We start from the raw sequence: 22,271 nt of genomic DNA on the forward strand, positions 1-22,271 counted from the left end.
GGAGAAATTCCCTATGTTGCATATCTTCTGTCCTCACTGTGGCGAACTGCGCTCCGAAGAGGAATTCCACGCGTCCGGCCAAGCGCACATCCCGCGCCCGCTGGACCCGAACGCCTGCACCGATGAAGAGTGGGGCGACTACATGTTCTTCCGCGACAACCCCCGTGGCCTGCACCACGAACTGTGGATCCACGCGGCGGGTTGCCGTCAGTACTTCAACGCGACCCGCGACACCCTGACCTACGAAATTCTTGAAACCTACAAGATCGGTGAGAAGCCACAATTCACCGCCAAGGCCTCTGGAGAGAAGGTATGAGCCAGACCAATCGCCTGTCCAACGGTGGCCGGATCGACCGTAATAAAGTCCTGACGTTTACCTTCAACGGCCAGAGCTACAAAGGCTTTGAGGGCGACACACTGGCCGCAGCCTTGCTGGCCAACGGCGTCGACATCATCGGCCGCAGCTTCAAGTACTCGCGTCCTCGCGGCATCTTCGCGGCAGGCGCTGAAGAGCCGAACGCGGTGCTGCAGATCGGCGCCACCGAAGCCACGCAAATCCCTAACGTGCGCGCTACGCAACAGGCGCTGTACCAGGGCTTGGTCGCCACCAGCACCAATGGCTGGCCGAACGTCAACAATGACGTGATGGGCATTCTCGGCAAGGTTGGCGGCAAGCTGATGCCGCCGGGCTTCTACTACAAAACCTTCATGTACCCGCAATCGTTCTGGATGACCTACGAGAAGTACATCCGCAAGGCCGCTGGCCTGGGCCGTTCGCCGACCGAGAACGATCCGGACACCTACGACAACTTCAACCGTCATTGCGACGTGCTGGTGGTGGGCGCAGGCCCTGCCGGTTTGGCGGCTGCACTTGCCGCTGCGCGCAGCGGTGCCCGTGTGATCCTCGCCGATGAGCAGGAAGAGTTCGGCGGTTCGCTGCTGGACTCGCGTGAAAGCCTCGACGGCAAGCCGGCGGCTGAATGGGTTGCCAGCGTCATTGCCGAACTGAAGGCCCTGCCGGACGTGGTGCTGCTGCCTCGCGCCACCGTCAACGGCTACCACGACCATAACTTCCTGACTATTCACGAGCGCCTCACCGATCACCTTGGTGACCGTGCGCCGATTGGCGTGGTGCGTCAGCGTATCCACCGTGTGCGCGCCAAGCGCGTGGTGTTGGCGACCGGTGCGTGCGAGCGTCCACTCGTCTACGGCAACAACGACGTGCCGGGCAACATGCTGGCTGGCGCGGTGTCCACTTACGTGCGCCGCTACGGCGTGGCACCGGGCAAGAAACTGGTGTTGTCCACCAACAACGATCACGCCTACCGCGTAGCGCTCGACTGGCTCGATGCAGGCCTGCAAGTGGTTGCCGTCGCCGATGTGCGCCACAACCCACGTGGCGCACTGGTTGAAGAAGCCCGCGCCAAAGGCATTCGTATCCTCACCGGCAGCGCCGTGATCGAAGCCCGTGGCAGCAAGCACGTCACCGCCGCCCGCGTGGCCGCGATCGATGTGAAAGCGCATAAAGTCACCAGCCCCGGCGAATGGCTGGACTGTGACCTGGTCGCCAGCTCCGGCGGCTACAGCCCGGTAGTCCACCTGGCTTCGCACCTGGGCGGCAAGCCGACCTGGCGTGAAGACATCCTCGGTTTCGTGCCGGGCGAAGCACCGCAGAAACGCGTGTGTGTCGGCGGTATCAACGGCGTTTATGGCCTTGGCGATTCGCTGGCGGATGGTTTTGAAGGCGGCGTGCGCGCGGCCAGCGAAGCCGGTTTTGCCCCGGTGGAAGGCACTCTGCCAAAGGCCTTGAGCCGGCTGGAAGAACCGACGCTTGCGGTGTACCAAGTGCCGCATGACAAGCCGACGGCACGGGCACCGAAGCAATTTGTCGACCTGCAAAACGACGTGACCGCTGCCGCCATCGAACTGGCGACCCGAGAAGGGTTCGAGTCGGTCGAGCACGTCAAACGCTACACCGCGCTGGGCTTCGGCACCGACCAGGGCAAGCTGGGCAACGTCAACGGCCTGGCCATTGCCGCGCGCTCGCTGAACGTGACCATCCCGCAGATGGGCACCACCATGTTCCGCCCGAACTACACGCCGGTTACGTTTGGCGCAGTGGCGGGCCGGCACTGTGGGCACATCTTCGAGCCGGTGCGCTACACCGCGCTGCACGCCTGGCACGTGAAGAACGGCGCCGAGTTTGAAGATGTCGGCCAGTGGAAACGCCCTTGGTACTTCCCACGCAACGGTGAAGACCTGCACGCCGCGGTGAAGCGTGAATGCCTGGCTGTGCGCGACAGCGTCGGCCTGCTGGACGCGTCGACCCTCGGCAAGATCGACATTCAAGGCCCGGATGCGCGTGAGTTCCTCAACCGCATCTACACCAACGCCTGGACCAAGCTCGACGTGGGCAAGGCGCGCTACGGCCTGATGTGCAAGGAAGACGGCATGGTCTTCGACGACGGCGTCACTGCCTGCCTCGCCGACAACCACTTCCTGATGACCACGACCACCGGCGGCGCCGCCCGTGTGCTGCAGTGGCTGGAAATCTACCAGCAGACCGAATGGCCAGACCTCAAGGTGTACTTCACTTCGGTCACCGACCACTGGGCGACCATGACCCTGTCCGGCCCCAACAGCCGCAAGCTGCTGGCGGAAGTGACGGATATCGACCTGGACAAGGACGGCTTCCCGTTCATGACCTGGAAAGAAGGTTTGGTCGGCGGCGTACCGGCTCGCGTATTCCGGATCTCGTTTACCGGTGAGCTGTCGTACGAAGTCAACGTGCAGGCTGACTACGCCATGGGCGTACTGGAAAAAATCGTCGAGGCCGGCAAAAAGTACAACCTGACCCCGTACGGCACCGAAACCATGCACGTACTGCGGGCCGAGAAGGGCTTCATCATCGTCGGCCAGGACACCGACGGCTCGATGACTCCGGACGACCTGAACATGGGCTGGTGCGTCGGTCGTACCAAGCCGTTCTCGTGGATCGGCTGGCGCGGCATGAACCGTGAAGACTGCGTGCGTGAAGAGCGTAAGCAACTGGTGGGCCTGAAACCGATCGACCCGACCGTGTGGCTGCCAGAAGGCGCGCAGCTGGTGTTTGATCCGAAGCAGTCGATTCCGATGAAGATGGTGGGTCACGTCACCTCAAGTTATGCCCACAACTCCCTCGGCTATTCGTTCGCGATGGCAGTGGTGAAGGGCGGCTTGAAGCGCATTGGCGAGCGGGTGTTCTCACCGCAAGCGGATGGCAGCGTGATTGAGGCGGAGATTGTGTCTTCGGTGTTCTTCGACCCGAAAGGCGATCGCCAGAACATCTGATGCACCGAGTCGCCTGCATCGCAGGCAAGCCAGCTCCCACAGCGCAATGCGTTGCAAATGTGGGAGGGGGCTTGCCCCCGATGAGGCCAGAACAATCACCACAGCATTCAGAACAGGTGCTTTATGACAGCAGCCAACGTATACCAACAACGCCCCACCACCGGCGCCAAGGCCGAGTCGTCGCTGCACCATGCCGACCTCGCCAGCCTGGTCGGCAAAGGTCGCAAGAACGCCGGTGTGACCGTGCGCGAGAAAAAGCTTCTGGGCCACCTGACCCTTCGCGGTGATGGCCACGATGCAGCCTTCGCCGCCGGCGTGCACAAAGCGCTCGGCATTGAGCTTCCAGGGGCCCTGCAAGTCATCGTCAAAGGCGAAACCAGCCTGCAATGGCTCGGCCCGGATGAGTGGCTGCTGATCGTGCCAAGCGGTGAAGAATTTGCCGCCGAGCAAAACCTGCGTGCCGCCCTGGGTGATTTGCATATCCAGATCGTCAACGTCAGCGGCGGCCAGCAGATTCTTGAACTCAGCGGCCCGAACGTGCGTGACGTGCTGATGAAGTCCACCAGCTACGACGTGCACCCCAACAACTTCCCGGTGGGCAAGGCGGTGGGCACGGTGTTCGCCAAGTCGCAACTGGTGATCCGCCACACGGCTGAAGACACCTGGGAACTGCTGATCCGTCGCAGCTTCTCGGATTACTGGTGGTTGTGGTTGCAGGATGCATCTGCCGAATTTGGCCTGAGCGTCCAAGCCTGAGGAATACCCCATGAGCCGCGCACCCGATACATGGATTTTGACCGCCGACTGCCCCAGCGTGCTCGGCACGGTGGACGCGGTCACCCGCTACCTGTTCGAGCAGGGTTGCTACGTTACTGAGCACCACTCGTTCGATGACCGGCTGTCGGGCCGGTTCTTCATCCGCGTGGAGTTCCGCCAGCCCGACGGTTTTGACGAGCAGGCCTTTCGTGATGGCCTGGCCACCCGGGGTGAAGCCTTCGGCATGATCTTCGAGCTGACGGCGCCGAACTACCGGCCAAAAGTGGTGATCATGGTCTCCAAGGCCGATCACTGCCTGAACGACCTGCTGTACCGCCAGCGCATCGGCCAACTGTCGATGGACGTGGTGGCGGTGGTGTCCAACCACCCCGATCTCAAACCTTTGGCCGACTGGCACCAGATTCCCTACTACCATTTCCCCCTCGACCCCAACGACAAACCGTCCCAGGAGCGTCAAGTGTGGCAGGTGGTGGAAGACACCGGCGCGGAACTGGTGATCCTTGCGCGCTACATGCAAGTGTTGTCGCCGGAGCTGTGCCGCAAGCTGGATGGCAAGGCCATCAACATTCATCACTCGTTGCTGCCGGGGTTCAAGGGCGCCAAGCCGTATCACCAGGCGTACAACAAGGGTGTGAAATTGGTCGGCGCCACGGCGCATTACATCAACAACGACCTGGACGAAGGCCCGATCATTGCCCAGGGCGTGGAAGTGGTGGATCACAGCCACTATCCCGAGGATTTGATTGCCAAGGGACGGGATATTGAAGGGCTGACACTGGCCCGGGCGGTGGGGTATCACATTGAGCGAAGGGTGTTTCTCAACGCCAATCGCACGGTCGTTCTTTAGATCGCTATCGCAGGCACGCCAGCTCCCACATTCGACCGCATTTCAAGGTTGGAACCCGATCAAATGTGGGAGCGGGCTTGCCCGCGATGAGGTCCTTACTAACAACGCAAAAACAGCATCTGTACCCGAGCACTTAAACGCGCTGCCCAACCAAAGAGGCAACGCAGTTCCATAAAAACAACAGCGAGGTGAAAGCATGTCTGGTAATCGTGGTGTCGTGTATCTCGGCAGCGGCAAGGTCGAAGTACAGAAAATCGACTATCCCAAAATGCAGGACCCCCGTGGCAGGAAGATTGAGCACGGCGTCATCCTGCGCGTGGTTTCCACCAACATCTGCGGCTCCGACCAACACATGGTGCGCGGCCGCACCACTGCCCAGACCGGCCTGGTGCTCGGTCATGAAATTACCGGTGAAGTGATCGAGAAGGGCAGCGACGTCGAGAACCTGAAAATCGGCGACCTGGTTTCCGTACCATTCAACGTAGCCTGCGGCCGCTGCCGCTCCTGCAAAGAACAACACACCGGCGTGTGCCTGACCGTCAACCCGGCCCGTGCCGGCGGCGCCTACGGCTATGTCGACATGGGCGACTGGACCGGCGGCCAGGCCGAATACGTGCTGGTGCCCTATGCCGACTTCAACCTGCTGAAACTGCCGGACCGCGACAAGGCCATGGAGAAAATCCGCGACCTGACGTGCCTGTCCGACATTCTCCCGACGGGCTACCACGGCGCCGTCACAGCGGGCGTGGGCCCAGGCAGCACCGTTTACATTGCCGGTGCCGGCCCTGTGGGCTTGGCCGCTGCGGCTTCAGCCCGCCTGTTGGGCGCAGCGGTGGTGATCATCGGCGACGTCAACTCTATCCGCCTGGCGCACGCCAAGGGGCAGGGCTTTGAAGTGGTCGACTTGTCCACCGATACCCCGCTGCACGAACAGATCGCCGCGTTGCTCGGCGAGCCGGAAGTGGACTGCGCCGTCGACTGCGTAGGTTTTGAAGCCCGCGGCCACGGCCACGACGGCGTCAAGGCCGAAGCACCGGCCACCGTGCTCAATTCATTGATGGGCGTGGTGCGCGTGGCCGGCAAGATCGGTATCCCTGGCTTGTACGTCACCGAAGATCCAGGTGCTGTCGATGCCGCCGCGAAAATGGGCAGCCTGAGCATTCGTTTCGGCCTGGGCTGGGCCAAATCCCACAGCTTCCACACTGGGCAGACGCCAGTGATGAAGTACAACCGCCAGCTGATGCAGGCGATCATGTGGGACCGTATCAACATTGCCGAGATCGTCGGCGTGCAGGTGATCAGCCTGGATGACGCGCCACGTGGGTATGGCGAGTTTGATGCGGGTGTGCCGAAGAAATTTGTGATCGATCCGCATAAGTTGTTCAGCGCGGCATAAACCCCAGGCTATCGAAGATCCACCTGCGGGAGGGGGGCAAGCTCTCTCCCGCAGGGTTTTGTGGTATTTGAAGTATCAGCGGTAGGCCAGTGCGCCTTGGTACACCGTCGGGCCGGTGGGCTGCTTGCTCAACGACCCACCCTTAGTTTCCGAACTCACCATCAATTCCACCGGCTTGCGAATGCTGGCCTGCTGGCGCGGGTTCAATCCAATGATGCCCTTGCCATCCTCCGGTAACAGCCCCAGGGAAACCGGCGCGCTGCCTTCTGGCATGGCCCACAGTTCCAGGCTGCGGTCGGGTTCAGGTGCCGCCGTGGCAATGGGGTCGACTTCGAGGTAATCCTTGTGCGCCATGATCTGCGCCGCCGGCTGCTGGGTGGTGGTCACCAGGGTCGCGGCGGATTTGACGCTGTCCTGGGTATAAAGCGCGCCGCCGAGCCCGGCGACGATGGCCACGCACACGCCGATGAACACGCGCGGGCGGCTCCAGAATGGGTTTTTTTGTTCAATTACTGGGGGGCGGCTGGCACTCATAAGGCTGTTCCTGGCAAGTCTTGAAGTCATTTCATGGACTCTGGTATGCCGATTGGGTTCCTCGACCGACCTGGAACAATGTGCCGGATGCCCAGTCAAACGCCTGCTTTCACCCCTATACCCAGAGGTTGTTTCGATGAAGATTTCACGCGGTTTCGCCCTTTCCTGCCTGATGACCCTGGCAGCCGACCCGGTGTTTGCCGCAGGCTTCAGCCTTGGTGACGCGGCCAATGCCATTTCCGGCATGCAGGGTGGCAACAACAAGGCCGCAGCTGCCGCACCGTCGTCCGAGACGGCTGGCTTGTTGAGCGCACTGACCTCACAACTGAACATCACCCCTGAACAAGCCGTCGGCGGCACGGGCGCGATGCTGGGCCTGGCCAAGAACAAGCTGAGCGGTAACGATTATTCGCAACTGGGCAATAGCGTGCCGGGCCTCGACCAATTGTCGGGCAACAACGCATTGGGCAGCCTCGGGGCCTTGAGCGGGATGCTCGGCCAGACCGGTGGCAGCAAGACCAGCGGCCTGGACGGCCTTTTGGGCAACGTGAAGAACACCAACGACCTGAACACTGCCTTCAGCGCTTTGGGCATGGACAGTGGCATGATTGGCCAATTTGCCCCGGTGATCCTGCAATACCTGGGCGGCCAGGGCGCCAGCAGCTCGGTGCTGGGCAAGCTGGCCCAGGCCTGGGGCACCGGCAGTTAAGAACGCTCTGCGCGCAGTTGCTCGATGCGTGCGTCCTTCTCCGTCCAGAGCTGGTTCACCCAGCTCTGGACGGTCTGGCGAAACGCCGGATCATTCTCGTAATCCCCTTGCCACAACGCCGGATCCAGCTCACGGGTGCGGATATCAATGATCACCTCTGGCACCGCGCCACTGATCAAATCCCAGAACCCTGGAATCTGCTGCTGCGGATAGACCACGGTCACGTCGAGCACGGCATCCAGCTGTTCACCCATCGCTGCCAGCACGAACGCCACGCCGCCCGCTTTGGGCTTGAGCAAGCGGGTAAAGGGTGAATCCTGCTGCTTGCGCTTGGTCTCGTTGAACCGCGTGCCTTCCAGGTAATTGACCACCGTCACCGGCTGGCGCTTGAACAGCTCGCAGGCTTCCTTGGTGATCTTCAAGTCCTGCCCCGCAAGTTCCGGGTGCTTGGCCAAGAAGGCCTTGGTGTAGCGCTTCATGAAGGGGTAATCCAGTGCCCACCAGGCCAGGCCGAGGAAGGGCACCCAGATCAGCTCTTTTTTCAGGAAGAATTTGAAGAACGGTGTGCGGCGGTTGAGGGCCTGGATCAGCGCCGGGATATCCACCCAGGATTGGTGATTGCTGATCACCAGGTAGGACGTATCGCTGCGCAGGTCTTCACCGCCGCGAATGTCCCACCGGGTCGGGATGCACAGCGAGAAGATCAGCTTGTCGATCTCGGCCCAGGTCTCGGCGATCCACATCACCGCCCACGACATGTAGTCACGCAAGCGGCCCGGCGCCGCCAGCTTGAGCAGCGCGAACACCATCAACGGGCCGATCAGAATCAGCGTATTGAGCAATAGCAGCAGTGAAACAAAACAGCCGGTGAGCAGGCGGCGCATAAGCAACTCTTGGGATCTGGTGGGCGGGCCATGATAAGCAAGCTGAGTCTAGAGGCCAAATCACAAAGCGTCGGACGAATGTTTCACAATGTGCCTGCTAGGGTTGAACGCTAACTAAAGACGGCTTTTGCGGTCTAGAATCCGCCTACTTCTTTCCGAGGAAATCACTTCGTGAAACTGCTCCTTGCCTCTCTCGCCCTGGCTGCCCTGCCTGTCATGGCCGCCGAACCGACCCTCTACGGTCGCTACGAATACATCCAGTTGCCGGAGATCGGTGAAACCTTCAAGGCCAAGATGGACACCGGTGCGCTGACGGCTTCGCTGTCGGCCCGTGACATCGAGACCTTTACCCGTGACGGCGACGACTGGGTGCGCTTCCGCCTTGGCGGCAAGGATGCTTCCAACAAAGTCTACGAACACAAGGTGTCGCGCATCAGCAAGATCAAAAGCCGCGCCGACGAAGACGACGACAAGGATGAAGCCTCCGTGGCCAAACGCCCGGTGATCGACCTGGAAATGTGCCTGGGTAACGTCAAGCGCACCGTCGAGGTCAACCTCACCGATCGCAGCAGCTTTAACTACCCGCTGCTGATCGGCGCCAAGGCCTTGCGTGAATTCGGTGCAGCGGTGAACCCGGCGCGTCGTTACACTGCCGACAAACCGGACTGCTGACGGACCACCATGCCGCATATCCTGATTGTCGAAGACGAAGCGGCGATAGCCGACACGCTGATCTTCGCCCTGCAAGGGGAGGGCTTCACCACCACCTGGCTGACCCTCGGTCAGGCGGCGCTTGAGCATCAGCGCCAGACGCCCGCCGACCTGATCATCCTCGACATCGGCCTGCCCGATATCACGGGTTTTGAAACCTGCAAGCAATTGCGCAGGTTCAGTGAAGTGCCGGTGATGTTCCTCAGTGCGCGGGATGGCGAGATCGACCGCGTGGTGGGGCTGGAGATCGGCGCCGACGATTATGTGGTCAAGCCCTTCAGCCCACGGGAAGTGACGGCGCGGGTCCGGGCGATCCTTAAACGCATTGGCCCAGGTGCTGCGCCGGCAGTGTTTCAGGTTGATCTGGAGCGCATGCAAATTGCATATCGCGGCCAGCCCTTGAGCCTGACGCGCCATGAGTTCCGCCTGCTGCAAAGCCTGCTGGAACAACCCGAGCGTGTGTTCAGTCGCGAGCAATTGCTGGATGCCGTCGGTGTGGCGGCGGATGCCGGCTACGAGCGCAATATCGATAGCCACATCAAAAGCCTGCGCAGCAAGTTGCGCAGCGTGGCCGCCGATGCCGAGCCGATCCAGACCCATCGCGGCCTCGGCTACAGCTACAGCCCGGGCAACAGCTGATGCGCCTGGGGCTGCGGATCTTCCTGGTGTATGCGCTGTTCATCGGCCTGACCGGCTACTTTGTGCTCAGCACGGTCATGAAGGAAATCCGTCCCGGTGTGCGTCAATCCACCGAAGAAACCCTGGTAGACACCGCCAACCTGCTGGCCGAGATCGTGCGTAATGACGTGAAGAACGGCACCCTCGGCCAAAGCCACTGGCCGGAACTGCTCAAGGCCTACGGCAACCGTCAGCCGGGGGCGACCATTTGGGGGTTGCCGAAGAATCAGGTCAACCACCGCATCTACGTGACTGATGCCAAGGGCACCGTGCTGCTCGACTCCACGGGCGAGGCGGTGGGGCAAGACTATTCCAAATGGAATGACGTGTACCTGACCCTGCGCGGTGAATACGGTGCGCGTTCCACCCGCAGCGAGCTGGATGACCCGACTTCGTCGGTGATGCACGTGGGCGCGCCGATCCGTGACAACGGCCAGATCATCGGCGTGGTCACCGTGGCCAAGCCGAACAGTTCATTGCAACCGTACGTCGACCGCACCGAGCGCCGCCTGCTGTGGTACGGCGCGGGCTTGGTGATTCTGGGCCTGCTGCTGGGTGCGCTGCTGTCGTGGTGGCTGAGCGTTGCGCTGCGCCGGCTGACCGCCTACGCCGAGGCCGTCAGCGAGGGGCGGCGTGCCGAGTTGCCCCATTACCGCGGGGGTGAACTCAAGCAACTGTCCACCGCCGTGGAGCACATGCGCACGCAGTTGGAAGGCAAGGCCTACGTCGAACATTACGTACACACCCTGACCCACGAACTGAAAAGCCCATTGGCCGCGATTCGCGGCGCGGCGGAGCTGTTGCAGGGTGATATGAGCCGCGAGCAACAGCAGCGCTTCGTCGGCAATATCGACAGCGAAAGTGCGCGCCTGCAGCAGTTGATCGAACGCCTGCTGAACCTGGCGCAGGTCGAACAGCGCCAGGGCCTGGAAGAGCAGGCGAGTATCTCGTTGGCGGCCATGGTCGATGAGGTACTCAAGGCCCAATGCGCGCGGATCGAAGGCGCCGGGTTGCAGGTCGAGCAGTCGATTGCGGCGCAGGTGAAGGTGTACGGTGAACCCTTCCTGTTGCGTCAGGCCCTGGGCAACCTGCTGGAGAACGCCCTGGACTTCACGCCGCCTGGCGGCCTGTTGAGGTTCAGCGCGCAGACGCGACACAACGATGTGCAAGTATGCCTGTTCAACCAGGCCGCACCGATTCCCGACTACGCCCTGCCACGCCTGAGTGAGCGCTTTTACTCGCTGCCACGTCCGGCCAGTGGGCGCAAAAGCACCGGCCTGGGCCTCAACTTTGTCGAGGAGGTTGTGAAGTTGCACGGCGGCGCGTTGCAGATCGGCAATGTCGACGGCGGCGTGCTGGTGGTGCTGCATCTCCACACAGTCTCCACATTGCCCACATAAATCCCCCACACAGGCTGCCCAGACTCTTCCCATCAAAACAGGGAGAGACCCATGAACCGCAGCCTGCTTTTCAAACTTGGCGCGATTGCGCTGCTGATGCTGTTATTGCTCATTCCGTTGCTGATGATCAACGGCATCATTGCCGATCGCCAGTTCACTCGCGATAACGTCCTGGACGACATTGCTCGCAGTTCCAGCTACAGCCAGCGCCTCACCGGCCCGGTGATGGTGGTGCCGTATCGCAAGACCGTCCGCGAGTGGAAGCTCAATGAAAAGCTCAACAAACGTTACGAAGTCACCCGTGAAGAGCGCGGTCGTCTGTATTTCCTGCCGGATCGATTTGAGCTCGACGGTAAGGTGCAGACCGAACTGCGCGCACGGGGCATTTACCAGGCGCGGTTGTTCCACGCCGACAACCGCATCAGCGGGCGTTTCGAGTTACCTGCGCAATTGGGCATTGCTGAGAACTTTGCCGATTACCGTTTTGAGCCGGCGTTTCTGGCGGTGGGCATCAGCGATATTCGCGGTATCGAAAACGCGCTGAAACTGGAGCTGGGCAGCCAACAACTGGAGTTCGAACCGGGCTCCCAGGTGGACTGGCTGGGTGAAGGCGTGCACGTGACATTGCCGGAGCAGGACAGCAAAAAGCCCAACGTCGTGGACTTCGCTTTCGACCTGCGTCTGCAAGGCACCGAGCAACTGCAAGTGGTGCCGGTGGGCAAGACCAGCCAGGTATCGCTGGCTTCCAACTGGCCACACCCCAGCTTCATTGGTAACTTTCTGCCGGCACAACGCGAGATAACCGACACGGGTTTTACCGCCAACTGGCAGACGTCGTTCTTCTCCACCAACCTCGAACAAGCCCTGCAAACCTGCCTGGACAAACAGGGCTGTGATGATTTCAACAACCGCAGCTTCGGGGTGAACTTCATCGACCCGGTGGACCAGTACCTCAAGAGCGACCGTGCGATCAAATACGCACTGCTGTTCATTGCCCTGACCTTTGCCGGCTTCTTCCTGTTCGAGGTGCTCAAGAGTCTGGCGGTGCACCCGATCCAATACGCGTTGGTGGGGTTTGCGCTGGCGTTTTTCTACCTGTTGTTGCTGTCGTTGTCCGAGCACATAGGCTTCGCCCTGGCTTACCTCATCTCTGCCAGTGCCTGTGTGTTGTTGATTGGCTTCTATGTGTGCCATGTGCTGCGCAGCATCATCCACGGCCTGGGCTTCTCGGCGGGGTTGGCAGCATTGTATGGCTTGTTGTACGGGCTGTTGAGTGCCGAGGATTACGCGTTGCTGATGGGCTCGTTGCTGCTGTTTGGACTGTTGGGCACGGTGATGGTGCTGACACGTAAGTTGGACTGGTATGGCGTGGGCAAGCGCAAGGCGGCCGAGCCTTTGGCATTTGACCTGGAGGCGGTGCAATGATCGGGTTGCGTGAGGATCAGCAGATCAAGGCGCGGTTGGTGGCAAGGATTAACCAACTGTTCCCGCTCTCCATAGGGGACCGTGTTACAGCCAGTCAAGCCGGTGGTTGTGTTTCCAGCATCGAAGGGCGCTGGCTGACGTCGGCGTACCAGGCGGCAAGCTGCGGATTATCCACGCGCCATTGCAGATCCGGATGACGGAAGTCGAGGTAACCCAAGGCGCAGGCCACGCTGATGGCGGCGATGTCGAAGTGGCTGGTCAGCTCGGCAATCGCGTCAGTCTCTAATTCAGCCAGGCTGCGGCGGATCTTTTTGCGCTGTTCGTCGAGCCACTGGTCCCACTGTTTTTCGACTGGGCGCAGGGCGGTTTCGTAGCGCACCAATACGGCGGCATCCATGATGCCGTCGGCCATCGAAGCCAGGGTCAGGCGGCGCCAGCGGGCTGAGCCGTCGCGAGGGATCAGCGGGTTGCCGACGTGCTGGTGGTCGAAGTAATCGAGGATCACCCGGCTGTCGTGCAACACCGTGCCATCGGCCAGGCGCAGGGCCGGGATCTTGCCCACGGGGTTGCCTTGCACCACCTGCGCATCCGGGTTGACCGGGGTCGGCATGCAGCCATGCAGGGCTACGCGGCCCTGCTGGCCGGTTTCAGCCAGCAGCACGCGAACCTTACGAACGAACGGTGAAGCGGGGTTGTGAAACAAGGTCATGCTGGGAGCGGACATGGGCATTCCTCGGAAAGGGCTGTAGGGCCTGTGTTCAGTTGTTTTCTTGCGGGATGGCTTTCAAGTAGTTGTAAACCGTCGCTCGGGAGATCTCGAAGTACTCGCCGAAATAATCGACGAAGTTGCGGATGTCCAGCAGCCCATTGGCTCGCGCTTGTATGAGGACAAGCATGATTTCGGTGCGCCCGAAATCACCTCGCCGCACGCAGTGTTCGACGGAGATCTTTTCGACGATGTCGTTGAGTGTTTCCCGCCAGTCAGCGCTAAACAAGGGGGCGGGGCGCGCCTGGGGCTGCAGGCCCACAGCGAAACCACTCAGTAGCTTTTGCACCTGCGATAACGCCGTGACATCGAAGTTCAGGCACAGGAGTGCAACGATTTCGCCGCTCTCCGAGCGGGCAACGATAGAAATCGAACGTAGCGTACGGTTGTTGGGGCCGGCTTTCTCATACGGCCCGAGGACATCCAGCCCTGGGGCCAGGTCCGGAAGGTCACAAATCAGCGATGCGTCACCGACCTTGCGCTTGGAGAAACCATTGGCGATGTGCACGATCAAGCCGCTGCGGACATCGTGAACCACCGCTTCCAGGTCGGGGAAAAGCAGAGCAGCGATGCCGTCTGCCGCTGCGTTCATGAAGGCGATACTGGCCATGGCGATCCAAGCACAGGTAGGTGGAGGCAACGATTGTACGGAGTCGGCCACACCTTTGACAGGTGCGTTGGCGCGGCCCTCAGTGGTGGATCTGCGCCAGGAAAGCTTGAGCCCTGTCGCTCTTGGGGGCGGTAAAGAATTGCTCCGGGGGCAGGTCTTCGACAATACGTCCCGCATCGAGGAACAACACTCGCTCGGCAACCTGGCGCGCGAAGCCCATTTCGTGGGTAACGCACAGCATTGTCATGCCGGTGTCGGCCAATGTGACGATGACGTCCAGCACTTCCTTGACCATTTCCGGATCGAGTGCCGAGGTGGGTTCGTCGAACAGCATGATTTTCGGCTCCATGCACAACGCCCGGGCGATGGCCACGCGCTGCTGCTGCCCGCCTGAAAGTTGACTGGGGTACTTGTTCGCCTGGTTTTCGATACCGACCTTGTCCAGAAAGTGCCGTGCGTGCGCTTCAGCACGCTTGCGTGAGAAACCGCGAACCGACATCGGGGCCAGTGTGCAGTTTTGCAGGACCGTCATGTGGGGGAACAGGTTGAAGTTCTGAAACACCATGCCAATCTCGCGCAGCGCTTTATGTCGGGCTGGCGATGGTTTTCCGAGGTCGGCATCCAAGGCGCGGATAACCCCGCTATCTGCGACTTCAAGGCGGCTGATGCAGCGAATCAAGGTCGATTTTCCTGAGCCGGATGGCCCGCACAGGACGATGCGTTCACCTTGGCTGACGGTGAGGTCAATGGCGTGAAGTACCTGGAAGTTGCCATACCATTTGTTCAATCCACTGATTTGCACCACGGACTCTCGCGTTGGCAGGGCTGGAAGGCAGAGACTGTCTGGAGCGGTGATGCTCGAATTCATTGGCTTACCCTCTGGACCGCAGTGTTGGGAATGTTGAAGCCTGACTACCCGATGTGCTTGCTCAGTGACCGTTCAAGGCGTCTAAGCGTGCGTCTGACGACCTCGACGATCGCCAGGTACAACACCGCCGCCCAAAGGTAGATCTGGAAGTCGAAGCTGCGTGAGAACGCCAGTTTGGCCACGCCCATCAGGTCGTAGAGGGTCACCAGCGAGGCAATGGAACTGGCCTTGATCATCAGGATCAGCTCGTTGCCCAGCGGCCCGACGGCCACCAGTAACGACTGCGGCAGGATGACCTTTTGCAAGGTGGCCCAACGCGAAAGGCCAAGCATTTGCGCCGCTTCGCGTTGGCCTGGTGCGACGGCTGTCAGGGCGCCGCGCATGATCTCGGCTTGATAGGCTGCGGTATTGAGGGTGAAGGCCAGCAGCGTGCAGAGCCAGGCGTCCCGGAAGAACCACCAGAGGCCTACGTCTTGCCAGAAGCTTTTGAATGACCCCAGGCCGTAATACAGCATGAACAGTTGTGCGAGCAGCGGGGAGCCGCGAAAGAAGTACATATAGGTGCCAGTGATGCCGCGCAGCCAACGGTTGCTCGACAATCGTCCCAGGGCAAGCAGCAGGCCCAGGAGTGCGCCGAGGCTAAAGGAGATGGCCACCAGTTTTGCGGTGACCAGCAAGCCGTCGATAAAACGCGGGGCGTAACGTTCGAACAGTTCCAGGTTGAGCAGCGCACTCAACAGGCTCTCGATATTCATGGCTTGGCACTCAGTTGGTGGCGGCTGAAATATCGTTCGAGAAAATTGAACACGCGGCCGGACAACGCCGAGAAAAACAGATAGCCGAAACAGGCCACGGCGTAGAACAGCATCGGTTCTTTGGTCACGCTGACCGCCAGGCTGGTCTGACGCATAAGGTCGACCAGGGAGATGGTTGAAACCAGGGACGTGTCCTTGAGCAGCGACAGCCAGTTATTCGACAGGCCGGGCAAGGCAATGCGCGTCAGTTGTGGCAGGACCACCTTGCGAAGGGTCGTACCCTTGGGCAAGCCCAGCATTGTCGCGGCCTCGAATTGCCCCTTGGACAGGGACTTGAAGGCACTCAACCAGACCTCGCTGGAAAACGCGGCAAACACCAGGCTGAAGGCAATCATGGCCGCGACGAAGGTGTTGATCGTGACTTCGCCTTGGTAGCCCATGGCTGCGAGCATGCTTTGTGCGGCAATCTGGCAGCCGTAATAAATGATCAACAAGGTCAGTAGTTCGGGCAGCCCACGGAACACTGTGGAAAATACCGTCGCCCCCGTCCGTAGCCAGCGTCGCTTGGACCTCGCCGCCAGGGCTACTAACAGGCCCAATGGTAAACCGAGCGGGATGCAGGCGAGTGCCAGGGTGATGGTGACCAAGGCTCCGGCCAGAAGCGCCGAGCCCCAGCCGCCGTTGGCGAAAGATAACAGTGACAGTTGTTCGAGCATGCCAGAACCCTCTCGCGAAATTTGGCCTGCACGTGAGCCCGAAGCCAGCGCCCGGGCCCCGCAGGTCAATAGATATCGAAGGCGAAGTAGCGTCTGGAGATGTTCTTATAGGTGCCATCGGCGACGATTTCGTCCAGCGCCTTGTTTAGCCGCTCACGCAACTCGACGTCGCCCTGGCGCACCGCGATGGCCGCGTCAGTATTGGTACCGTCGATGTCCCCGAGAAATGTGCAGCAGTCCTTGCCTGCGCCTGCGACCCAGGCGAGCAAGGGATATTTGTCGGCGATGACGCCGTCCAGGCGCCCGGCTGCCAAGTCACTGGCGGCCTCGTCCTGGGAGGGGTAGAGCTTCACCGTGGCGCCGGCCTCGGCGTAATGTTCTTCGGCGTAGATGGCTTGTGTCGAATAAGACTGGGCACCCACTGTCAGGCCTTTGAAGTTGGTCTGGGCGTCGCTGATGCCTGAGTCATGGGCCACGGCGACCGACAGCGGTGTGCGGTAGTAGCGGTTGGTGAAGGCGATCTTCTTTTTGCGCTCTTCGGTGACATTCATCGAGGCAACGATCGCATCGTATTTTTTCGCCAGCAGGGCGGGAATCATGCCCTCCCAGTCCTGGGTGACAAAGGTGCAGTTGACCTTCATTCGCTCACACAGGGCGTTGGCAATGTCGATATCGAAGCCGTGCAGCCTGTTGTTTGAATCCACGTAATTGAACGGCGGATAAGCCCCTTCACTGGCAATGCGCAGTGTTTCTGCGTGTGCCGCGCCCGCGACAGTGCAGAGCAGCCAGAGCGTGGCTGTGGTGATCGTGCTCGTCAGCTTTTTCATGTGAATACCTACCCTATTGTTATTGTTTGTTCAGGCGTTGATTCGGACTGGTTGCAGGTAGCGGTGCTCGCATCGCCAGGCTTCATGGCCTGGACCAACCCGACCGCCAGGGTGGCGATGGCAATGTCCTGTGCGGCAAGGCCGGTCAGGTCGGCGACGGTGATGTCGTCAGCACCGAGGCGCCCCGGGAGGTTGCCGGCCAGCACTTGCCCCAGCGAGATGTCGGCGGTGTTGGCGATCAACCCGGCGCGAAGGGCATGGGCCAGTTCACCGCGTTCGGCGCATTGGCGGTGGTCGTCGGTCATGATGACCCGAGCCAAGGAGAGGATTTGCGGGTCAAGTTCCTGTTTGCCCAGGCTGTCCGAGCCCAGGGCGACGATGTGGGTTCCGGGTTTTACCGCAGACACTGGCACGATCGGCTGAGTGGACGGCGTGCAGGTAATGACGACATTGCAGTGCTCGAACACCTTCTCCACCGTTGCCGCCACGTAAACCGTCAAACCGTGATGCTCCAGTTTCTCTGCCAGTCGGGTGGCTCTGGTCGGGTCTCGTCCCCAGATGAATACTCGATCGGTCCCCAGCAGGTGTGCAGCCCACTGCGCCTGGTGTTCGGCCTGATGGCCGGTGCCGAGAATACCCAGTGCGGTGATGTGTGACGGTGCCCCGGCCTTCGCCGCCAAAGCCCCGGCCGCGGCGGTGCGCCAACTGGTCAACCAGCCTTGGTCGTTGAGAAGGGCAACGATCTTGCCGGTTTGTGAGCTGAAGACCAGCATTAGCCCGTTATTGGTTTCCAGCCCCTTGGAGGGGTTCTCATAGAACCCCATGGCCAGTTTGACCACGAAGGTTTGCCCTCCCCGAAAATAGCCAAGCCGGATATGGCAGTCCCCCGGAGGCTCCTGGAACATCAATTCGCCGGACTTGGCGCTGATGATGTTGTCTTGGGCATGCTGAATGCAGGCGTCGCGTACCACGCGCAGCATGTCGTCGCGCTTCAGCACCGTGCGCAACTCGGTAAGGCTATAGATGGGGAGAGTCATGGGTGTTGCCCCGCAGGTCGGCGGCACAGGATGTGTGACCTTGGGGCGAGATTAAGCCTGCTTGGACTGTTTGTGTAATTTATTATTAATGTCTAATTATTGCTGGGCACGATTTACAACGCTCACCGCTCATCGGCGCATTACTCCCCACAGCGCAATGGCTGCCGGGATCCCAAGCCCCAGCCAACTCAACGAATCCCACAACCCGTCTCCCAGCAACGCCGCGAACAACCCTGCCGCCGTGAACAGGCCAATCCCCAGCGGAATACCAAATACCTTCCAGAAATTCGATTGCCTAGGCTTCATGCCTTGCCCGCCTTGCGCCGCACGATCCACAAATAAACCCCGCTGCCGAGCACGATGATGGTCAGCACATCCAGCGTCGCCCACAGGATCTTCATCGGCATGCCGCCGTAGTCACCAAAGTGCAGCGGCTGGGACATGCCCATGGCGTCCATGTACCACGGTCGTTCGGCGATGGCGGTGACGGCGAGGGTGCTGGCGTCAATCAGCACGGGTGTGAGCAAGTGCGAGGTCAGGTGGGTGCTGCCCTTCATGAAGACCGCGTAATGGTGCTCACTGGAAAAGCGCGTGCCGGGGAAGGCGATAAAGTCCGGCTGCATGCCGGGTGCAGCTTTGGCGGCGATACTCAGGAGTTCGGTGGCCGGAGCGCGCTGGCTCAGGGGTGGAGCATGTTTGTACGGTTCGATCATCGCGCTGAGGCTGTCCTGGCGCCAGGCGGCGATGATCAGGTCGGCGCAGGCGCTGATCACACCGGTCACGCCGACGACCAGTGCCCAGGTCAGAGTGACCACGCCGATCAGGTTATGCAGGTCGAGCCAGCGCAGGCGGGTGGATTTGTCCTGGCGTACGGTGGCGAACTTCAAGCGACGCATGAATGGCAGGTACAGCACGGTGCCCGAGATAATCGCGACCACAAACAGAATGCCCATGAATGCCAGCAACAACTTGCCCGGCAGACCGGCAAACATGTCCACGTGCAGGCGCAGCAGAACCATCGTGAACCCGCCGTTGGCCGATGGCATCTCCACGGCTTCACCGGTGCGCGCATCGAGCATGAAGGTGTGCGACGAGTTGGGTTCGGTGCCAGCGGTGGCGGCCATGATCGCGATCACGCCGTTTTTGTCGTCTTCGTCCCAGGCCAGGTATTGCATGGCTTCGCCAGGGCGATGAGCCTGTGCGGCGCTGACCAGTTGCTCCAGGTTGAGCTGCGGCGTGTCGGCAGGCATGTACGCCAATTCCGGCTCGTTGCCCAGCAGATGGTCGATCTCATGGTGAAACACCAGCGGCAAGCCGGTAAGGGCGAGCAGCAGCAGGAATACCGTGCAGATCAGGCTGGTCCATGTGTGGATGAAGGACCAGCGGCGGATGGTTTTGCTTTTCATTTGTTCAACCTTCAGACACACCAAAGCCGCCCACGGTGGCGGCCTGGTGGTTAACTCAGCCGATTACCACTGATAGGTGGCGCTGGCGACGACGCTGCGTTGGTCGCCGAAGTAGCAGTAGGAACCGTCACAGGTGGAAATGTAGTCCTTGTTGAACAGGTTGGTGGCGTTGAGTTTGATCGAGGCGCCTTTGAGGGTGTTGTCGAGTCGGCCCAAGTCGTAATGCACCGCACCGTCGAATACGGTGTATGCGTTGGCTTTGCCGAGCCAGGTGTTGCCCTGGTCGCCGTAGGTGTTGCCGGTGTAGCGGGCACCGAAGCCGATGCCGAAACCGTCCAGTACGCCTGTGTGCCAGGTGTAGTCGGTCCACAGGGAAGCTTGCTGGTTGGGCATCAGTTGCAGGCGGTTGCCCTTGAATTCGCCTTTCTGCACTTCGGATTTGGCCAGGGTGTAAGCGGCGATCACCTTGAGATTCTCGGTGACGTCGGACACCGCTTCCAATTCCAGGCCTTTAACTTTCACTTCGCCGGTTTGGTCGGTGACAGATTGGCCGCCTGCGCCGGTGCTGGTAACGAGTACGTTTTTCTGAGTCAGGTCGTATACCGCCGCACTCAGTAAAGTGTTGGAGCCAGGTGGCTGGTATTTGATCCCCAGCTCCCATTGCTTGCCTTCGGTTGGTTTGTACGACTTGAGCGGGTCCACGCTGGCGTTGCTCGCTGGCTGGAAAGATTCAGCGTAGGACAAGTACGGCACAAAGCCTGAGTCGAACACATAGCTCAACGCTGCGTTGCCACTGAAGTTTTTGCTTCGGTCAGTGTTGGTCACGTCTTTTTTATTGAAGTAGGTAGTGCCTTGATGCACCCAGTCTTCCCGTCCGCCGAGGGTCAGGCGCCAGTTGTCCAAAGCCATTTGGTCTTGAACATAGAGGCCGGTTTGTACAGTTTTCTGGTTGTAGTCGTAGTAGGCGTCGGCGCGTGCGGGGCGCACGACTGGTGTCGTGTTGACGGGGTTGAAAATGTTCACACGCCCGGCGCTGCCGTAGATAGACAGGTAAGAAGTGTCTGTGCGCTGGTGGTCCAGACCCAATAGCAGGGTATGGGTGACATCACCGGTCGAGAAGTCGGCCTGGAAGTTGTTGTCGACCGCGAATTGGCCGATGTTTTCGTCAACGTTTGTTGAGGTGCGGTCGATATTGCCTGCCGCGTCAACCGGATAATAGGCATAGGCACCGACAGTCAGTTGCTGGAACGACAACTCCGACTTGGTGTAACGCAGGTTCTGCCTGAACTGCCAGGTATCGTTGAAGCGATGCTCGAAGGCATAACCCAGCGCGTAATAGGTACGGTCGTAGAACTCGTAGTCCGGATCGCCCAGGTTCTTGTGGTGGGACACATCGCCCAGCGGCGATTTGATCTTGGTGCCCACGATTGGCAGGAACTGACTGGTCGCGCCCGTATCGTCGCGGGTGAACTGCGACAGGAAGGTCAGCTTGGTATCGTTATCGATATTCCATGTCAGGCTTGGCGCAATGTTGTAGCGCTTGTTGTCGATGTGGTCGACCTGGGTGCCGGCATCGCGCACCACGCCGCTGAGGCCATAGAGGAACTGGCCTTCATCATCGATCTTGCCGGTGCTGGCGAAGTTGATCTGGCGATAGTTGTCGCTGCCGTATTGCACCTGCACGGCATTGCTCGATTCAGCGCTGGGGCGGCGGCTGACCATATCCAGCAGACCGCCCGGCGGGGTCTGGCCGTACACCGACGAGGCCGGGCCACGCAGCAGGGCGAGGCGGTCAAGGTTCCAGGTTTCGGCTTTCGGGTTGGCGTACACGCCACGCGGCAGTGGCAGACCGTCGAGGAACTGGGTCGGTTCGAAGCCGCGCACACGCATCCAGTCGTAGCGGGTGTCGCTGCCATAGCTGGCGGAGACGATGCCGGGCATGTACTTGACCGCGTCATCCAGGTTCTGGACGTTGCGGTCCTGCATCTGCTCGCGGGTGGCGACGGAAATCGAACGGGGTGCCTCGACCAGTGCAGTGTCCGTCTTGGTGCCGGCGGCAGTGCGCTTGGCCAGGTAGCCGTCGACCGGCCCCCAGGCGCTTTCATAGCTGTCCTGGCCCGTGATGTTGGTGGTAGGCAATGCGAGTACCCCCTCCGGCACCGGCACCAACGAGTACGTCCCGGCACTGCTCTGCTCCAACTGCAACCCAGTCCCCCTCAACGCTTCACGCAGCGCAGCCGGCGCATCGAACTGGCCCTGGACCGGCGCCGAGGTCTTGCCTGACGCCAATGCCGGGCTGAGGGTCAGTGCCAGGCCGCCCTGGCTGGCGATCTGGTTCAGGGTGGTGGCCAGTGGTGCCGCCGGCAGGTTGTAGGTGCGCACGCTGGACGCCTGCTCGGCGGCAATCAGCGAGGTGCTGGCCAGCGGGGCGCTGAGGGCAATCGCCATGGCTAACAGGCTGGGGCGCAACAAGGTGTCTAGCGTGCGGGACATAGGGCGGCTCCTGAATGGAAATATTTCGCAATTGCCTAGGTGCCGAACGAAAAACGAAAAGTGATAGGGCCAAGTGAAAATAAATCTGTGAGCGTTCACAAC

The 22,271-nt window shown here is 60.6% G+C and carries 22 protein-coding genes; 10 read left to right on the forward strand and 12 right to left on the reverse strand.

Going from position 1 to position 22,271, the window contains the following annotated elements:
- Positions 1-13 precede the first annotated feature (13 nt).
- The 5 genes from AC4PS7_RS21955 to fdhA all read left to right on the forward strand — a co-directional run bounded on the left by AC4PS7_RS21955 (position 14) and on the right by fdhA (position 6,350).
- The gene (locus tag AC4PS7_RS21955; RefSeq protein ID WP_010207083.1) at positions 14-316 is read left to right on the forward strand and encodes a sarcosine oxidase subunit delta; all 303 of its coding nucleotides are present in this window, start codon (positions 14-16) and stop codon (positions 314-316) included.
- Positions 313-3,330 (forward strand): sarcosine oxidase subunit alpha, encoded by a 3,018-nt coding sequence (locus AC4PS7_RS21960; protein WP_047542566.1) that lies wholly within the window; start codon positions 313-315, stop codon positions 3,328-3,330. The genes AC4PS7_RS21955 and AC4PS7_RS21960 overlap by 4 nt, the downstream gene beginning before the upstream one ends.
- Positions 3,331-3,453: 123 nt before the next feature.
- Positions 3,454-4,086, forward strand: a complete 633-nt coding sequence (locus AC4PS7_RS21965) for a sarcosine oxidase subunit gamma (protein WP_010207081.1) — start codon at positions 3,454-3,456, stop codon at positions 4,084-4,086.
- Between the two features lie 10 nt (positions 4,087-4,096).
- Positions 4,097-4,954, forward strand: coding sequence for a formyltetrahydrofolate deformylase (gene purU, locus AC4PS7_RS21970; protein ID WP_005792124.1), 858 nt, complete (start codon positions 4,097-4,099; stop codon positions 4,952-4,954).
- A 196-nt stretch (positions 4,955-5,150) separates the two neighbouring features.
- The gene (gene fdhA / locus AC4PS7_RS21975) at positions 5,151-6,350 is read left to right on the forward strand and encodes a formaldehyde dehydrogenase, glutathione-independent (protein WP_010207077.1); all 1,200 of its coding nucleotides are present in this window, start codon (positions 5,151-5,153) and stop codon (positions 6,348-6,350) included.
- Between the two features lie 75 nt (positions 6,351-6,425).
- Here the strand turns inward: fdhA and AC4PS7_RS21980 are convergent, their stop codons facing one another.
- The gene (locus AC4PS7_RS21980; protein WP_069672923.1) at positions 6,426-6,884 is read right to left on the reverse strand and encodes an anti-sigma factor domain-containing protein; all 459 of its coding nucleotides are present in this window, start codon (positions 6,882-6,884) and stop codon (positions 6,426-6,428) included.
- 136 nt (positions 6,885-7,020) lie between these two features.
- Between AC4PS7_RS21980 and AC4PS7_RS21985 the strand changes: the two genes are divergently transcribed.
- Positions 7,021-7,593: a DUF2780 domain-containing protein gene (locus AC4PS7_RS21985; protein WP_069672922.1), complete on the forward strand. Its 573-nt coding sequence runs from the start codon at positions 7,021-7,023 to the stop codon at positions 7,591-7,593.
- Here the strand turns inward: AC4PS7_RS21985 and yihG are convergent.
- On the reverse strand, positions 7,590-8,477 hold the full coding sequence (gene yihG, locus AC4PS7_RS21990; RefSeq protein ID WP_010207071.1) for a 1-acylglycerol-3-phosphate O-acyltransferase, YihG family: 888 nt from the start codon (positions 8,475-8,477) through the stop codon (positions 7,590-7,592). The genes AC4PS7_RS21985 and yihG overlap by 4 nt on opposite strands.
- 171 nt (positions 8,478-8,648) lie before the next feature.
- Here yihG and rloA2 point away from each other — a divergent pair, with 171 nt between their 5' ends.
- Genes rloA2 through creD form a run of 4 tightly spaced genes read left to right on the forward strand, consistent with a single transcriptional unit; the run spans position 8,649 to position 12,691 of the window.
- A complete protein-coding gene (rloA2, locus tag AC4PS7_RS21995; protein ID WP_010207070.1) occupies positions 8,649-9,149 on the forward strand; it encodes a retropepsin-like aspartic peptidase RloA2 in 501 nt (166 codons plus the stop codon).
- Between the two features lie 9 nt (positions 9,150-9,158).
- Positions 9,159-9,827, forward strand: coding sequence for a two-component system response regulator CreB (gene creB, locus AC4PS7_RS22000; RefSeq protein WP_010207068.1), 669 nt, complete (start codon positions 9,159-9,161; stop codon positions 9,825-9,827).
- Positions 9,827-11,266, forward strand: a complete 1,440-nt coding sequence (creC, locus tag AC4PS7_RS22005; protein ID WP_010207066.1) for a two-component system sensor histidine kinase CreC — start codon at positions 9,827-9,829, stop codon at positions 11,264-11,266. Before creB ends, creC begins: the two co-directional genes overlap by 1 nt.
- 51 nt (positions 11,267-11,317) lie before the next feature.
- Complete coding sequence (gene creD / locus AC4PS7_RS22010) at positions 11,318-12,691, forward strand: cell envelope integrity protein CreD (protein ID WP_010207064.1); 1,374 nt, start codon at positions 11,318-11,320, stop codon at positions 12,689-12,691.
- A gap of 94 nt (positions 12,692-12,785) precedes the next feature.
- On the opposite strand, the gene AC4PS7_RS22015 is transcribed toward creD, so the two are convergent.
- From AC4PS7_RS22015 to AC4PS7_RS22060, 10 genes are all read right to left on the reverse strand, one after another.
- Entirely contained in the window at positions 12,786-13,415 is a 630-nt protein-coding gene (locus AC4PS7_RS22015) for a glutathione S-transferase N-terminal domain-containing protein (protein WP_010207062.1), read from the reverse strand.
- A 34-nt stretch (positions 13,416-13,449) separates the two neighbouring features.
- The gene (locus AC4PS7_RS22020) at positions 13,450-14,067 is read right to left on the reverse strand and encodes a helix-turn-helix transcriptional regulator (protein WP_010207061.1); all 618 of its coding nucleotides are present in this window, start codon (positions 14,065-14,067) and stop codon (positions 13,450-13,452) included.
- Between the two features lie 79 nt (positions 14,068-14,146).
- A complete protein-coding gene (locus tag AC4PS7_RS22025; RefSeq protein WP_010207059.1) occupies positions 14,147-14,872 on the reverse strand; it encodes an amino acid ABC transporter ATP-binding protein in 726 nt (241 codons plus the stop codon).
- A 107-nt stretch (positions 14,873-14,979) separates the two neighbouring features.
- Positions 14,980-15,690, reverse strand: coding sequence for an ABC transporter permease (locus AC4PS7_RS22030; protein WP_010207058.1), 711 nt, complete (start codon positions 15,688-15,690; stop codon positions 14,980-14,982).
- Positions 15,687-16,406, reverse strand: a complete 720-nt coding sequence (locus AC4PS7_RS22035) for an ABC transporter permease (protein ID WP_106119472.1) — start codon at positions 16,404-16,406, stop codon at positions 15,687-15,689. The genes AC4PS7_RS22030 and AC4PS7_RS22035 overlap by 4 nt, the downstream gene beginning before the upstream one ends.
- A 65-nt stretch (positions 16,407-16,471) precedes the next feature.
- Positions 16,472-17,233 carry a transporter substrate-binding domain-containing protein gene (locus AC4PS7_RS22040; RefSeq protein ID WP_010207056.1) on the reverse strand — a complete coding sequence of 254 codons (762 nt, stop codon included), beginning with the start codon at positions 17,231-17,233 and terminating at the stop codon, positions 16,472-16,474.
- An 8-nt stretch (positions 17,234-17,241) separates the two neighbouring features.
- Positions 17,242-18,270 carry a Rossmann-fold NAD(P)-binding domain-containing protein gene (locus AC4PS7_RS22045; protein WP_042571454.1) on the reverse strand — a complete coding sequence of 343 codons (1,029 nt, stop codon included), beginning with the start codon at positions 18,268-18,270 and terminating at the stop codon, positions 17,242-17,244.
- A 129-nt stretch (positions 18,271-18,399) separates the two neighbouring features.
- Positions 18,400-18,576, reverse strand: a complete 177-nt coding sequence (locus AC4PS7_RS22050) for a hypothetical protein (protein ID WP_200887969.1) — start codon at positions 18,574-18,576, stop codon at positions 18,400-18,402.
- On the reverse strand, positions 18,573-19,676 hold the full coding sequence (locus AC4PS7_RS22055) for a PepSY-associated TM helix domain-containing protein (RefSeq protein ID WP_047542574.1): 1,104 nt from the start codon (positions 19,674-19,676) through the stop codon (positions 18,573-18,575). Before AC4PS7_RS22055 ends, AC4PS7_RS22050 begins: the two co-directional genes overlap by 4 nt.
- A 63-nt stretch (positions 19,677-19,739) precedes the next feature.
- Entirely contained in the window at positions 19,740-22,169 is a 2,430-nt protein-coding gene (locus AC4PS7_RS22060) for a TonB-dependent siderophore receptor (RefSeq protein ID WP_010207051.1), read from the reverse strand.
- Positions 22,170-22,271: the final 102 nt, after the last annotated feature.

It is taken from the genome of Pseudomonas sp. DW-iso3 (assembly GCF_058725305.1).